Source organism: Comamonas sp. 23 (assembly GCF_049601575.1).
Classification (GTDB): domain Bacteria; phylum Pseudomonadota; class Gammaproteobacteria; order Burkholderiales; family Burkholderiaceae_C; genus Comamonas; species Comamonas squillarum.
In genome coordinates this window covers 1,384,858-1,399,426 of the sequence record NZ_CP187127.1, presented here as the reverse complement: position 1 = coordinate 1,399,426, position 14,569 = coordinate 1,384,858, and the positions used below count along the sequence as shown (strand labels likewise).

Annotated in this window: 11 protein-coding genes; 5 read left to right on the top strand and 6 right to left on the bottom strand. The window is 64.2% G+C overall.

Translation table 11 applies throughout. The features are described 5' to 3' along the window. Positions 1-41: 41 nt before the first annotated feature. From ACPEE1_RS06250 to ACPEE1_RS06240, 3 genes are all read left to right on the top strand, one after another. The gene (locus ACPEE1_RS06250) at positions 42-1,586 is read left to right on the top strand and encodes a tripartite tricarboxylate transporter permease (RefSeq protein ID WP_116927783.1); all 1,545 of its coding nucleotides are present in this window, start codon (positions 42-44) and stop codon (positions 1,584-1,586) included. 92 nt (positions 1,587-1,678) lie between these two features. Beyond that, positions 1,679-2,380: a response regulator transcription factor gene (locus ACPEE1_RS06245; RefSeq protein WP_423935570.1), complete on the top strand. Its 702-nt coding sequence runs from the start codon at positions 1,679-1,681 to the stop codon at positions 2,378-2,380. Further along, positions 2,377-3,807 carry a sensor histidine kinase gene (locus tag ACPEE1_RS06240; RefSeq protein WP_116927781.1) on the top strand — a complete coding sequence of 477 codons (1,431 nt, stop codon included), beginning with the start codon at positions 2,377-2,379 and terminating at the stop codon, positions 3,805-3,807. The genes ACPEE1_RS06245 and ACPEE1_RS06240 overlap by 4 nt, the downstream gene beginning before the upstream one ends. Here the strand turns inward: ACPEE1_RS06240 and ACPEE1_RS06235 are convergent. From ACPEE1_RS06235 to ACPEE1_RS06215, 5 genes are all read right to left on the bottom strand, one after another. After that, complete coding sequence (locus ACPEE1_RS06235) at positions 3,770-4,681, bottom strand: bestrophin family protein (RefSeq protein ID WP_116927780.1); 912 nt, start codon at positions 4,679-4,681, stop codon at positions 3,770-3,772. The genes ACPEE1_RS06240 and ACPEE1_RS06235 overlap by 38 nt on opposite strands. Positions 4,682-4,760: 79 nt before the next feature. Further along, positions 4,761-6,401 carry a GMC family oxidoreductase gene (locus ACPEE1_RS06230; protein ID WP_423935568.1) on the bottom strand — a complete coding sequence of 547 codons (1,641 nt, stop codon included), beginning with the start codon at positions 6,399-6,401 and terminating at the stop codon, positions 4,761-4,763. Further along, the gene (locus tag ACPEE1_RS06225) at positions 6,398-6,991 is read right to left on the bottom strand and encodes a sorbitol dehydrogenase family protein (RefSeq protein ID WP_260720216.1); all 594 of its coding nucleotides are present in this window, start codon (positions 6,989-6,991) and stop codon (positions 6,398-6,400) included. Before ACPEE1_RS06225 ends, ACPEE1_RS06230 begins: the two co-directional genes overlap by 4 nt. 5 nt (positions 6,992-6,996) lie before the next feature. Continuing rightward, a complete protein-coding gene (locus ACPEE1_RS06220) occupies positions 6,997-8,400 on the bottom strand; it encodes a cytochrome c (RefSeq protein WP_423936400.1) in 1,404 nt (467 codons plus the stop codon). A gap of 359 nt (positions 8,401-8,759) precedes the next feature. Then, a complete protein-coding gene (locus ACPEE1_RS06215) occupies positions 8,760-10,067 on the bottom strand; it encodes a replication-associated recombination protein A (protein WP_116927777.1) in 1,308 nt (435 codons plus the stop codon). Between the two features lie 392 nt (positions 10,068-10,459). Between ACPEE1_RS06215 and brnQ the strand changes: the two genes are divergently transcribed. Both brnQ and mqo read left to right on the top strand, forming a co-directional pair. Next, on the top strand, positions 10,460-11,779 hold the full coding sequence (gene brnQ / locus ACPEE1_RS06210) for a branched-chain amino acid transport system II carrier protein (protein WP_182343273.1): 1,320 nt from the start codon (positions 10,460-10,462) through the stop codon (positions 11,777-11,779). A 225-nt stretch (positions 11,780-12,004) separates the two neighbouring features. Then, entirely contained in the window at positions 12,005-13,732 is a 1,728-nt protein-coding gene (gene mqo, locus ACPEE1_RS06205; RefSeq protein ID WP_182343275.1) for a malate dehydrogenase (quinone), read from the top strand. A gap of 109 nt (positions 13,733-13,841) precedes the next feature. Here mqo and lolA read toward each other — a convergent pair whose 3' ends face one another. Next, positions 13,842-14,474: an outer membrane lipoprotein chaperone LolA gene (gene lolA / locus ACPEE1_RS06200; RefSeq protein ID WP_182343277.1), complete on the bottom strand. Its 633-nt coding sequence runs from the start codon at positions 14,472-14,474 to the stop codon at positions 13,842-13,844. Between the last annotated feature and the right edge of the window lie 95 nt (positions 14,475-14,569).

Genomic DNA, 14,569 nt, shown 5'->3' with positions numbered 1-14,569 from the left:
TGCCCATCTGGCCCTGAGCCCGGCACTGACGAAGGATCTGTATGGATTTGCTTGGAAACCTCTGGATGGGCCTCAATGTGGTGGCCGATCCCTCGACGCTGTGGTACTGCTTTTTGGGCGTCTTTTTGGGCACCGTCGTCGGCGTGCTGCCCGGCATCGGTGCGCTCGCTGCCATCTCGCTGCTGTTGCCCTTTACCTACCATATGTCGCCCACGGCGGCCATCATCATGCTGGCCGGCGTCTACTATGGCGCGCAGTATGGCGGCTCCACCGCCTCCATCTTGCTGAACCTGCCCGGGTCACCGTCCTCGGCGGTGACCTGTCTGGACGGCTACCCGATGGCGCGCAAGGGCAAGGCCGGGGTGGCGCTCTTTGTCACCACCATTGCCTCGCTGGTCGGCGCGATGTCGGGCCTCATCCTGCTCGTGTTGTTCTCGCCGGCGATCTCCAAGATCGGCCTGCAGTTTGGCCCCACCGAGTTCTTCTCGATGATGCTGCTGGGCCTCGTCGCCGCCTCGTCGATGAGCGCCGGCTCGGCCACCAAGGGCCTGTGCATGGTGGTGTTTGGCCTGCTGCTGGGCATGATCGGTACCGATGTGAACTCGGGCGTGGCGCGCTACTCGTTTGACATTCCCGAGCTGATGGATGGCGTCAACCTGGTGGCGCTGGCGATGGGCCTGTTTGGCGTGGCCGAAGTGATCCGATGCATCAACCTGGCCGATGCCAACCAAAAGCCCGACAAGGTCACCCTGCGCTCGATGGTGCCTGAGCGCGAGGAGTTCCGCGCCACCGTCAAGCCGATGCTGCGCGGCTCGGCGCTGGGCTCGTTCCTGGGGGCGCTGCCGGGCGTGGGCCCGTCGATTGCGTCCTTCATGTCGTATGCGATCGAAAAGCGCGTGGCCAAGGACCCGAGCCGCTTTGGCCATGGCGCCATCGAAGGCATCACTGCGCCCGAGTCGGCCAACAATGCCGCTGCGCAAACCGCGTTTGTGCCTTCGCTGTCCATCGGTATTCCGGGTGACGCGGTGATGGCCGTGATGCTGGGCGCGCTGATCATCCACGGTATCCAGCCCGGCCCGATGTTGATGACCGAGCAGCCCGAGCTGTTCTGGGGGCTGATCGTCAGCTTTGCGATCGGCAATATTTTCCTGGTGATCCTGAACCTGCCCACCATCGGGCTGTGGGTGGCGCTGCTGCGCATTCCGTTTGCCTGGATGTACCCGGCCATCCTGGTCTTTGTCGCGCTGGGCGTCTACAGCGTCAACAACAACCTGTTCGACATCTACATGGTGGCCGTGCTGGGCATCATCGGATATGTGCTGATGGTGCTGCGCTTTGAAGCGGCGCCGCTGCTGCTGGGCTATATCCTGGGACCGATGCTCGAAGAAAACCTGCGCCGTGCGATGCTGCTCTCGCGTGGCGATGCCTCGGTGTTCTTCAATCGCCCGATCAGCGCCTCCTTGCTGGCGCTGACTGGCGCAATCTTGCTGTGGGCCATCTGGTCGGGCGTGCGCAAATCGCGCAAGGAAGCCCGGGCCTTTGCCCAGGCGCAAGACATCGCTGTGCCCGCTGCAGCATCGTCTTGACCGTTTGCACTCCAGTGTGCGCCTGTTCTGGCCATCCGGCCTGAACAGGCTTTTTTCTGGCTGCGGTGCTTTGCTTTTGCTAGGCTTGGACCATGCGAATTCTTGTGATTGAAGACGACGCGGTGCTGCGCGATGTGGTGGTCAGCAGCCTGCGCGATGCAGGCCACCATGTGGACCAGGCGGCCGACCTGGGCGCGGCCGAGCACTGGTGGCGGGTGCAGCGCTTTGATGCCATCTTGCTCGACCTGAACCTGCCCTGCAGCGCCGTGCGCGGCAGTGCGATGGTCAGCGGCCTGGCGCTGCTGCAGCAGGTGCGCAGGCGCGGCGACAACACCCCCGTGCTGGTGCTCACCGCCCGCAACCAGACCCCCGAGCGCATTGCCGGCCTGGACAGCGGCGCCGACGACTACCTGGGCAAGCCCTTTGAGCTGGCCGAGGTCGAGGCCCGGCTGCGCGCCCTGGTGCGCCGCGCCATTGGCACGCAGGATGTATCGACCGTGGGCCAGCTCAGCCTGGAGCGCAACAACCGCCGCTTTCGCGTGGGTGCGCTGCCGCTGGACCTGCCCGCGCGCGAGTTCGAAGTGCTCTGGGAGCTGATGAGCCCGCCCGGCCGCGCGGTGAGCAAGCGCAGCCTGTCGGACAAGCTCTCGGACTTTGATGAGGCGCTGGGCGACAACGCGCTCGAAGCCTTTATCTCGCGCCTGCGCAAGAAGCTGCAGCACAGCGGCGCGGCCATCCGCACCCTGCGCGGCATTGGCTACCTGATCGAGGCCGACAGCGGCGATGCCCCATGAGCGCCGCGGCCCCCCATCCCGCCGCGCTGCCATCGCTGCGCATGCGCGTGCTGCGCCATGTGCGCTGGCCGCTGGTCTGGACCTGGCTGCTGGGCACCGTGTTCATGATGGGCCTGGCCAACCATTTCACCCAAAGTGCGTTTGACCGCGCGCTGCTCGACGATGCCTATGCGATTGCCTCGCACCTGCGCGCCGATGACGCAGGCGACGTGGCCCTGCAGCTGACCGACAGCGAACTCAAGGCTGCCCTGTTTGACCAAGCCGAGTATGTGTACTACGCGGTCTACCGCGCCGACGGCAGCCAGCTGGCCGGCGAGCCGCTGCCGCTCTTGCCCTGGGACGAGAGCGAGCCGGTGAGCTACCGCGAGACCCTGTACAACGGCCAGCTGGTACGGGCCGTGGCGCTGCGCAGCGCCGTGGGCGAGCAGCAGCTCAGCATCGTGATGATGCACACCACGCGGGTGCGCGACAGCCTGATCCAGCACCTGTTCCTCTATGCCGCGATCCCGCAGCTGAGCTTGCTGGTGCTGCTGCTGTGGTGGCTGCACCACCGCATTGGCCAAGACATGGCGCCGCTCGCGGCGCTACAACGGTCGCTGTCGCGGCGCGATGCCCAGGATCTGGCGCCCATCCCCCCCAGCGCGCCGGCCACCACGCGCGAGATCGAGCAGCTGCGCCAGACCACCAATGCGCTGCTCGCCCGCATTGCCGACAACGTCGAGGCCCAGCGCGAGTTTGCCGGCAATGTGGCCCATGAGGTGCGCACGCCGCTGGCCGGCATCAAGGCGCTGGCCGACTATGGGCTGGGCCATGCTGACCCTGCGGTGCAGCAGCAGCAACTGCAGCGCATCTCCGACAGCGTGGCGCGTGCCAGTCACCTGGTCGATCAGTTATTGCTGCTGGCGCTGAGCGACGAGGCCAGCGCCGTGCAGTTGCTGCCCGTCGCCCCCGCTGACCTGGTGCAGCAGGCGGTGCTGCGCCACTGGGATGCCGCCAGCCGCGCCCGGATCGACCTGGGTGCCGAGGGCCTGGACAGGCCCGAGTCCGAACAGCTGCGCATTGCCGCCGATGCCAACCTGCTCGCAGCCATGCTCGACAACCTGATCCTCAATGCGCTGCGCTATGGCGGCCAGTCGGTCACCGTGGCCTTGCAGGCTGCTGACGATGGCCGCAGCGTCGAGCTGGCCGTCATTGACGACGGCCCGGGCATGAGCGAGGCGCAATGCCAGGCCGCCATGCAGCGCTGGCAGCAAGGGCCCAGCGGCCAGTCGCTCGGCCAGGGCGCAGGCCTGGGCCTGGCGATTGTGGCCAAACTGGCCCATTTGCAGCAGGCACGGTTTCAGCTGGCGCCGCGCTCAGAGGGCGCAGGACTGCGCGCCAGCCTGGTGTTCAGTGCAGTACAAAATCGCGCACCTGGGGAGCTTTAGCCAACGGCGCCTCGCCCAGCATCTCCAGCACCGAGGACTCAATGCCGTAGACCATCGCATCGAGCGCCAGGTCATTGGCTTCCATGCCAAAGGGGTGCTCCAGCTCGGCGCCCAGCGCCTCCAGTGCAAAGAAGGTGTAGGCGACAAAGCAGACGATCACCGGCGTCATCGTGCCGATGGAATCGAGCAAGCCAAAGGGCAGCAAAAAGCAGTAGATGTAGATGCTGCGGTGCAGGATCACCGAATAGGTGAACGGAATGGGCGTGCTGGCAATGCGCTCGCAGCCGCCCAGCGCACTGCCCAGGCGCGCCAGCGCCTGCTCGAACACGGGCACCACGGCCGGCGCAATGCGGCCCTGCTGGCATTGCTCACCCACCCAGCGCTGCACCAGCAGCATGGCCATCGCGCCCGGAAAGCGCGCTTCGCTGATCTGCTGCACCTCGCCCGGTGGCAGGAAGAGCGCCAGATCGGCACGCGCATCGCTGGCGCGCAGCTGGTGCTTGAGCGCATAGGCAAAGGCGCACAGGCGCAGCACCAGCACGCGCGCCTGTGCGCGGTCCTGGGTCAGGCTCAGCGCCTGGGCGGCCAGGTGCCGGCTCTCGACCAGGAGCACCCCCCAGAGCGTGCGCGCCTCCCAAAAGCGCGCATACGAGGTGCTGTTTCTGAAGCCCAGAAAGATCGCCAGGGTCAGGCCGATCAGCGAGAACGGCACAAAGTTGAGCGGCACCTTCCAGCTCAGGATGGAGCCATGCAGCAGCGTGGCCACCACCGCGAGGATGGTGATGAGGATCAGCTGCGGCGTGATCGCCGGCAGGATGGAGCCGCGCCACACAAACAGCATGCGCAGCCAATGCAAGGGAGGACGGACGATCATGGCCGGTATTGTCCTGCTCGGGGCTTATCCGAGGGGAAAGGCTGGCCTCAGCGCCGGGCAGCGGCTGAGGCCGGGCTGCTTAGATTTCTTTCAGCAGTTGGTGCGCAATACGCACGCTCAAGGCGGCCCCCGTCAAGGTCGGGTTCATGCACGATGCCGAGGGCATCACGCTGGTACCGGCGATGAACAGGTTGGGATGGTCATGGGTGCGGCAGTCGCGGTCCACGACCGAGTTGCTCGGGTCGTCGCCCATGATGGTGGTGCCCATGATGTGCTGGCGGTCCTGGTGGTTGGTGTCCATCTTCAGGATGTCGGCTTGCAACAGGCCAGCCATGCGCTGCAGGTCCTTCACGGCAAAGTCGCGGCCGGCGTTCCAGTAGTCATTGACGCTGTAGTAGATCTCGGGCACGGGGATGCCGATCGCATCCGTCTTGGTCTTGCTGGGGACCACGCGGTTTTGCGGCAGCGCCTCGGTCTCGAAGTCCACTGCCACGTTGAGCGAGCGGGCCGACTGGCGGCGGATTTCCTCGTCCAGCTTGCTGCCCAGCACGCCCTTGGCGATCAGGCTGGAGGTAATCTGCGAGGTCGTCACCGTATTGCGGAACTTGGTCTTGTAGCTGGGGATGTCCTTGCGGAAGGCGCCATCGCGGTAGTTCAGGTAGACCAGCAGCTCGGTCGGGCCCTGGCCCGGCCACACGTCCTCGTTCATCATGATGTTCATGCTGATGCCGGTGTGGCCCATCAGGTTGCGGCCCACCTGGTCGGACGAATTGGCAATGCCGTTCGGGTATTTCTCCGAGGTCGACATCAACAGTAGCTTGGGGCTTTCGATGCCATAGGCGGCCAGCACAAAGTGGCGTGCGGTGAGGCGCTGCGATGTGCCATCGGGCTTCTTGTAGTGCACGGCCGTGATCTTGCCGTCGTCACCCGCCTCGATCTTGTAGACCACAGCGTTGTCGAGCAGCTTGGCGCCTGCGCGCTCGGCCACATCGATGTGCATGGAGCCGTCGTACTTGGCGCCGATCGGGCAGACCGGGTTGCAGTTGTTGTTGCCGGCGCAGACCGGGCGGTTGCCGTAGGGGCGGCTGGCGCGGCCATGGGGCTCCAGCACTGGGTGGTAGCCACCGGGCTTGAGCATCTCGTCCATGCGTTGCATGAAGTAGGGCACGTTGAAGCCCTTCATCGGGAAGGGCTTGGAGCGCGGCGGATGCGCCTCGCCGCCGTGGCCGCTCTCGTCCTGGCCGTCGTAGCCTGTCACGCCCAGCTCGGCCTCGGCCTCGCAGTAATAGGGTTCGAGCTCGTCATAGCCAATCGGCCAGTCGCGGCCGCGGCCGTACAGCGTCTGCAGCTTGAAGTCATTGGGGATCATGCGCCACAGCGCCGAGCCAAAGTGCCAGGTGGTGCCGCCCACCACGCGCAGGTACTTGGTGGGGTATTTCACCGGGCCGGTCTGCTGCAGGTAGTCGCCATAGGTGGAGGGGATATGCGGCGGATTGGGGAACGGCGAGCCCGCACCCTGCAGCTTCATATTGGCCAGCGAGAGCTTGATCGGCGCATTGCGGAAGGTCTCGACGATGTCGGCTCGGCGCACGCGCGGTCCCGCTTCCAGAATGATGACGGACTTGCCGGCCTGCGCCAGCTTGGCACCGATGATGCCGCCCATGACCCCGGAGCCGATAACGATCAGGTCGGCGTCGTATTGCGTTTGGTTGCTGCTCATGCTTGTGGGCTCTTTTTGTTGGGGCTGACAGGCACGACGGGCTTTTCGCCCCAGGAATCGGGGCCACTGCCGTAGGTAGGAATATCGAGGATGCCGGCCGTGGGGCGGTACATCAGCGCATTGGCATAGCTGATCAGCACGGCGTCTGCGTCTTCGCCGACAACGCCCAGGTACCAGGCCGAGACGATCTGGGTGGCGGTGGCGCGCAGCGCCGGGTCCAGATCGGGCGCAGCGAGCAGGTCGTCGACATGGCTGATCTTCTGGCTGGCCACATGCTGGTGCAGCGCCTGCGCTGCGGCGGCAAAGGCCGCATCGCTCTTGGTCAGTGCCGCCAGGTAGCGCGTGGCCAGGGCTGCCGACAGCGGGCTGCCGCCGGTGACGAACTCCGACAGGCGCAGGAAATCATCGGCTGCCTCGCTGGCGGCAAAGGCATTGCTGGAGCCCAGCACGGCAAAGCCGCCGGCGGCAAGCGCCACACCGGTGGCAGCCGCAGCGCCCAGCAGGCGGCGGCGCGAGATGCCCGCAGGCATCGCAGGCACCAGGGGCTTGGCGCAGAGCACGGCGGATGGGGGGAAAGAGGACGAGGTCATGCGGGTCAGACTCCAGACGAGGCAGCGGCCTTGCGGCGCTGACGGATCACGATGAAGGCCAGCACCAACACCAGCAGCAGCACAGCGGCCGGCACGATGAGGGCGGGCAGCTGGGCGATCAGCGGCGGCTTGCCTCCGGCGCGTGCGGCAGCCACATCGGCGGCCTGCACCTTGACGGCCGGGTTGCCGTACTGCGTGAGCACATAGTTGCTGACATCGGCGATCTCCTGGTCGCTGAGCCGGTCGGTGAAGGATGCGGCATCGCCAAACGCAGGCATGAAATGGGCACGCCCCTGCACCGTGCGGTCCACGCCGTGCAGGATGGTGGCGATGAGGTTGTCGGCGCGGTCGGCACCGGTCACGCTGTTGTGGAACAGCGAAGGGTATTCGCCATTGGCCGTGCCGCTGGCATTGGCCTGGTGGCAGTGGGCGCAGCTGCCGCTGAACACCTTCCAGCCGGCATCGGCGCCGTCGACCAGCCCGCGCTGCGTGTCTTCGGACTGCAGGCTGGCCTGGCCATAGCGGTAGCGCGGCTGGGTCTCTCCGCCTGCCACCGCCTTGGTTTGCTTGAGGTAGGACGCCATAGCCTGAATATCGCTGTCAGGCAGGTGCTGCAGGCTGTGCTCGATGGCTTCGGCCATCGGGCCGGCGGCCTGGGCCTTGCCGGGCACGCGGCCGGTCTTGAGGTACTGCACCAGCTCGGCCTCGGTCCAGCCGCCGATGCCATTAACCGCGTCCGACGTGATATTGGGCGCGTACCAGGCGCCCAGCGAGCCGCCCCCCAGGTAGCGGCTGCTGTCTTCAGCCATCAGCGCATTGCGCGGTGTGTGGCAGGTGCTGCAGTGGGCCAGCGCATCGACCAGGTAGGCGCCATGGTTCCACTCCGGCGGCTTGCTGGCATCGGGTTTGAAGCGCTGGTCCTTCAGGTAGAGCGCATTCCACACGGCCATCGACAGGCGGATGTTGAAGGGGAAAGGCAGGGCCGTTTGCGGCGCGGCCTGGTCCACCGGCTCGACGCCATGCATGAAGTAGGCGTAGAGCGCCTCGGTGTCTTCGTCGCTGATCTGGGCATAGGCCGTGTACGGCATGGCCGGGTACAGATGGGCCCCGTCCTTGCGCAGCCCTTGGCGCAGCGCGCGGCTGAAGTCTTCGAGACTGTAGCTGCCAATGCCGGCCGTCTTGGACGGGGTAATATTGGTGGCATAGATGCTGCCCAGCGGTGAGGCGATGGGGTAGCCACCGGCAAAACTGGCGCCACCCTTGGGCGCCGTGTGGCAGGCTGCGCAATCCGCAGCTACCGCCAGCTTACGGCCCTTTTCCACCAGCAGCGCATCGCTAGAGGCCGTGGCCGCTACAGGCGCCGCCGTCTGGGCCTGAGCCGCATGCATCCCCGCCCACACAGAAAACACCAAGCCGAAGGCAGTCCTGGACCAGGAGACGCCCGACTTTGACTTGCAAAACCGCATCGTGAGAGACCTTTGTTGTCATACGACTCCCGCGCATGCCCGCCATGCTCGCTAGAGTCTTTTGTCGTATCTACGGCAAATTTTCGACAACTTGTACGACCTCTGCCGAGGTCCCCGGGTGTACCCCGGTGTTTTACTCACACTTCATCCAGCGCAATATGCGTTGCGCGAAGATGTGGTACCGGTTTCATGCGCAACTATCAGCGCGTGCTGCGCACAGGAGGCAAGGCCTTGGCAGCGGGTGCCCTACCACGCCGCTCAAACCGCCAGCAAGCCAATGACTGCGCTGGAAAAACCGGGCCTCAGTCCTGCCCGGCTTCCTCATCCCAGCGCTTGAGCTGCGCCAGCTTCTCGCCAATCTTGAGCTCCAGCCCCCGGGGCACGGGCTGGTACCAGCCGGGCGGGTCTATCCCATCTGGCAGATAGGTTTCTCCCGCTGCATAGGCATTGGGCTCGTCATGGGCGTAGCGGTATTCATGCCCATAGCCCAGCTCCTTCATCAGCTTGGTCGGGGCGTTGCGCAAATGCACCGGCACTTCGCGGCTCTTGTCCTGCTTCACAAAGGCCTTGGCCTGGTTGTAGGCGTTGTAGCCGGCATTGCTCTTGGCGGCCATGGCCAGGTAGATGACGGCCTGGCCCAGCGCCAGCTCGCCTTCGGGGCTGCCCAGGCGCTCATAGGTCAGCGCAGCATCGTTGGCAATCTGCATCGCGCGTGGGTCAGCCAGGCCAATGTCTTCCCAGGCCATGCGCACAATGCGCCGGGACAGGTAGCGCGCATCGGCGCCACCATCGAGCATGCGCGTGAGCCAGTAGAGCGCGGCATCGGGGTGCGAGCCGCGCACCGACTTGTGCAAGGCCGAGATCTGGTCGTAGAAATTGTCGCCGCCCTTGTCAAAACGGCGGCTGTTCAAGGTCAGCGCGTTCTGCAAGAACTCGGCCGTGATCTCCGCAACGCCTGAAGCCTTGGCTGCTGTGCTCGTTTGTTCAAGCAGGTTCAAAAATCTTCTGGCGTCACCATCCGCATACCCCACGAGGGTATCGACGGCCAGGTCGTCAAACGCCAGATCGTCAAGCGCATGTTCTTCCTGGGCCCGCTGGAGCAAGCGCTTCAGCTCCGCCTCTGTCAGCGACTTGAGGACATAGACCTGGGCCCGCGACAGCAGCGCCGAGTTGACCTCAAAGGAGGGGTTCTCGGTGGTAGCACCGATAAAGGTGAACAGCCCTGATTCCACATGCGGCAACAGGGCATCTTGTTGCGACTTATTGAACCGGTGGATTTCGTCTACGAACAAGATGGTGTTTTTGCCCTGCGCAAGATATTGCCTGGCCTGCTCCATGGCCTCGCGGATGTCCTTCACACCCGACAAGACCGCAGACAGGGCGATGAACTCGCACTGGAACGCCGTCGCCGTCAGCCGCGCCAACGTGGTCTTGCCCACGCCGGGTGGACCCCAGAAGATCATCGAATGCGGTTTGCCGGACTGGAAGGCCAGGCGCAGCGGCTTGCCTTCTCCCAGCAAATGGGACTGACCCACCACCTCGTCCAGGGTCTTGGGGCGCAGCGCTTCGGCCAGCGGCGCGGCCGGTTCCTGGCTGAACAAATCAGCCATGCAGGGCTCCGGAACCACGGCCTGGTGCCTGGCCAGGCGCCAGCCGCTGCGCCTCGGGGCGGGGCAGGTGCTTACTACGTTTGTGCGCTGCCACCCCACTAATCCCTGGGGTACATATGCCTTTGCTGATATGGGTCACGATTTTTCGCAGAAAATAAGGGTTTATACGGATTTGCGCCGCTTCAGATGACAGGGCTCTTATTGGCCCAGCCTATAACACCAGCCCGACATGGACGCCACGCGCTCCAGGCCTTTGCGCCGAGCCCGCAGCCAACGCTTTGCACAGCGCATGTCCCCCATGGGGCGATTTTTCTGATGCGCGTCTGCGCGAATCCATTCGCTGACGGCATCCACTACAAGTGGGCGCTAACCAGCAAGAACCAAGAGCCATTATGAAATCACTGAAAACCAGGGACATTATCGCCCTCGGCTTCATGACCTTTGCCCTGTTCCTGGGCGCGGGCAATATCATTTTCCCGCCGCTGGTTGGCCTGGCCGCTGGCGAGAACCTGGTGGGCGCCACCACCGGCTTCCTGCTGACCGGCGTGGGCCTGCCGCTATTGGGCGTCGTTGCACTCGCGCGCGTCGGTGGCGGCCTGGACCAGCTGACCCATCCGATTGGCCGCATTGCCGGCCTGGTGCTGGCCACCACGATCTATCTGACCATTGGCCCCTTCTTTGCCACGCCACGCACCGCCACGGTCTCTTTCGAGATGGGTATTGCCCCCTTTGTCGGCAATACCTCGATTGCGCTGCTGGTGTTCAGCATTGTCTATTTCTCGCTGGTGCTGCTGCTGTCGCTGTTCCCCGGCAAGCTGATGGACACCCTGGGCAAGCTCATCACCCCGCTGCTGATTGCCGCGTTGCTGGCTTTGGGCGGCATGGCGGTGCTGGCCCCTGTGGGCGGCTACAGCACGGCCAACCCCGACTATGGCACGCAGCTGGCCGCCTTTGCCCAGGGCTTTGTGCAGGGCTACCAGACCATGGACGCCCTCGCCTCGCTGGTGTTCGGCATTGTCATCGTCAACGCGATCAAGGATGCGGGCGTGACCGATGCGCGCCTGCACACCCGCTACGCCATCTATGCCGGGCTGATTGCTGCGGTGTGCCTGAGCCTGGTCTACATCTCACTGTGCTACCTGGGCGCCACCAATGGCGAGCTGGCACAGAACACCGTGACTGGCGTGCAGATCCTCAGCGCCTTTGTGCAGCACCGCTTTGGCAGCGCCGGCATCTGGCTGATCGCCGCCGTGATCCTGCTGGCATGCCTCACAACCGGCGTAGGCCTGGTGAGCGCCTGCAGCAGCTTTTTCAGCCAGCTCACCGGTTTCTCCTACCGCAGTGTCGCGCTGTCCTTGTGCATCTTCAGTGCCGCCGTGGCCAACCAGGGCCTGGCGCAGCTGATCGAGATCGCCGGCCCGGTGCTGGTCGCCCTCTACCCCCCCGCGATTGCGCTGGTCTCGCTCAGCCTGCTGCAGCGCTGGCAGCAGCCCGCTCGGGTCTACATCCCCGTCATGCTGGTGGCGCTGGTGTTTGGCCTGGTCGACGGCGCCAAGGCGCTGCAATGGACTGCTGCCCTGCCCACCTGGCTGGACCACCTGCCCGGCGCCGCGCTGGGCCTGGGCTGGGTTACGCCAGTGGCCGCCACCGTGGTCTGCGCGGGGCTGGCCGACTGGTTTTTGGCACGCCGCCAAATACCGGTGCGTCCTTGATGGCTGATTAACCACTTCCTGCTTAATGGATATGCAGAGCCACCCTTAATATCGGCCTCGGATATTCATTGACACCCTCATTCAGAACCGCCTACGCCAAGCAGCTCAATACCGTCAGAACAGGCACCCCAGAATCGGAGAGACATTGAGCCTGCTTAAACCATGGTTATTCATGGTCTTTTACGACAACACCGTCAAAATCCAAAAATTTGTGGAGTTTCAGCAATGACGAATCCAACAGAAAATCCCCAAGCGGCCTCCGCTGCCAAAGCGCCCAAGAAGGGCTTCACCCGCCGCAAGTTCGTCGCCTCGGCAGCGGCCGTCGGTGCGGGCGTGGTCGGTTACCAGTATTTCTTCGGTAGCCAATACCGCGCAGAAAAAGCAGACCGCCAGGTCGATGTGCTGCTGATTGGCGGCGGCATCATGAGTGCCACCTTGGGCGTTTATCTGCAGGAGCTCGAACCCGGTTGGAGCTATGAATTGTTCGAGCGCCTCGACCAGGTTGCCGAAGAAAGCTCCAATGGCTGGAATAATGCCGGCACCGGCCACTCGGCGCTGTGCGAGCTCAATTACACGCCGATGGATAAAAATGGCAATGTGCAGATTTCCTCTGCCATTAACATTAATGAAAACTTCCAGGTCTCGCGCCAATTCTGGTCGCACCAGGTGCGCGCTGGAGTACTCGGCAATCCGCGCGAGTTCATCAACTCCACGCCGCACATGAACCTGGTGTTCGGCGAGGAAAACCGCTCCTTCATCCAAAAGCGCCTGAAGGCCTTGGAAGCCTCGCCGCTGTTCACCGGCATGGAGTCGTCCACCGACCCAGCACAGATCAAGGAATGGATCCCGCTGATGATGGAAGGCCGCGACCCGGCCGAAGTGGTGACCGCCACCCGCTCGCCGCTGGGCACCGACGTGAACCTGGGTGAAATTACCCGCCAGTTCTACAAGAACCTGTCGTCCAAGCCCAACTTCAAGCTCAGCACCGGCCAGGAAGTGCGCTCCATCACGCGCAACAGCGACGGCTCCTGGCGCGTGTCGGCCTTCGACATGAAGGACAGCAGCAAGATCCAGACCGTGGATGCGCGCTTTATCTTTATCGGCGCCGGTGGCGCGGCGCTGCCGCTGCTGCAGTTGTCGGGCATTCCCGAGTCCAAGGTCTACGGCGGCTTCCCAGTCGGCGGCGAGTTCTTGGTCACCGAAAAGCCCGAGATCACTGAGCGCCACCTGGCCAAGGTCTATGGCCTGGCCGATACCGGCTCGCCTCCGATGTCGGTGCCCCACCTGGACACCCGCGTGCTGGACGGCAAGCGTGTGCTGCTGTTCGGGCCGTTCGCGACCTGGTCGAGCAAGTTCCTCAAGAACGGCTCCTACTTTGACCTGGCCAAGGCCACGACCTTTGCCAACGTGATTCCGCAGCTGCAGGTCGGCGTCAACGAGTTTGCGCTGGTCAAGTACCTGGCCCAGCAGCTGAGCCTGAACAAGGAGCAGAAGATGGACGCGCTGCGCCATTACATGCCCGAGGCCAAGGATGCCGACTGGCGCCTGTGGGAAGCGGGCCAGCGCGTGCAGATCATCAAGAACGACCCCGAAAAGGGCGGCATTCTCAAGCTCGGCACCGAGGTCGTCGTGGCCCAGGACCGTTCGCTGACCGCGCTGCTGGGCGCGTCGCCCGGGGGCTCGACCTCGCCAGCGATCATGCTGACCCTGCTGGAAAAGGCCTTCCCCGAGAAGGTAAAGAGCGCCGACTGGCAAGAGAAGATCCGCCAGATCGTGCCGAGCTACGGCGTCAAGCTCAACGAAAACCCCGCCATGCTGCAGCAGGAATGGCAGGCCACCGAGCAGGCGCTGAACCTGGCGATTGCCTCGCCCAGCCTGCACGGCGTGGAAGCCGGTGTGCAGCCCCAGGAAGACAAGGGCGCTGTCAAGAAGGTGCCGGACATGGCGCTGTAAGCCCTAGCTGCAGCCGTCCACGGTGGCTGCACAGCAAAAAAGGTGTTCACCTATGCGTGAGCACCTTTTTTTTATGTCCGCGCGGTTGGCATCACCGCTGGAATGCTGCTTACTGGCGAATCACTTCCGCGCCAGAAGGAATCGCAAACTCGAACGCCGAGCCCGGCAACGAAGGCAGGGCCTTGAAGCCGACAAAGCGCAGCACCGAGCGCTGGCCAAAACCGTCCTCGATCTCCAAGGTCTGCAGCTCATCGCCCTTGAAGCCGACCTTGACCTGCTTGATCTGGCCGTCCTTGTTCTTCGGAATGGCCTGGGCCCATTGCTGGCCATCGGCCTCGGGCAAGCTGCTCACGTCGAACTCGGCCTTCAGCGCCTGCAAGCTTGAAGCGGACGCGAGCAGCGCGGCAGGCGTCTGGCCCAGGGCCTTGCTCTGCTGGCGCTGGGTGACCTGGTTCAGGTCGGCGTCATAGACGGTCAGCACCGCGCCATCGGCGACGATGGTCTGGTCAAACGGCTTTTGGTAGATGAACTTGAACTTGCCCGGCCGCTGGAAAGCAAAGCTGCCGCTGGAGGTCTTGACCCTGCCTGCCTGGCCCTGCTTGGCGGGCGAGGTGACCGTCTGCGTGAACTGGGCTTCACCGGCCTGCGAGCTGGTCATGAACTTTTCCAGGCTTTGCAGGCCATCGGCCTGTGCCCAACCGGTCAGGCTGACCAGGGCGGCTGCTGCGATCCATTGTTTCATCGTGAATCCTTTCGTGCTTTGCGAACAAAGCCAATGCATGGGCCACTTTCGGGCCAACAAGGGGTTTGGAGTGCGGCAGCGGGCCACAAGTGCCC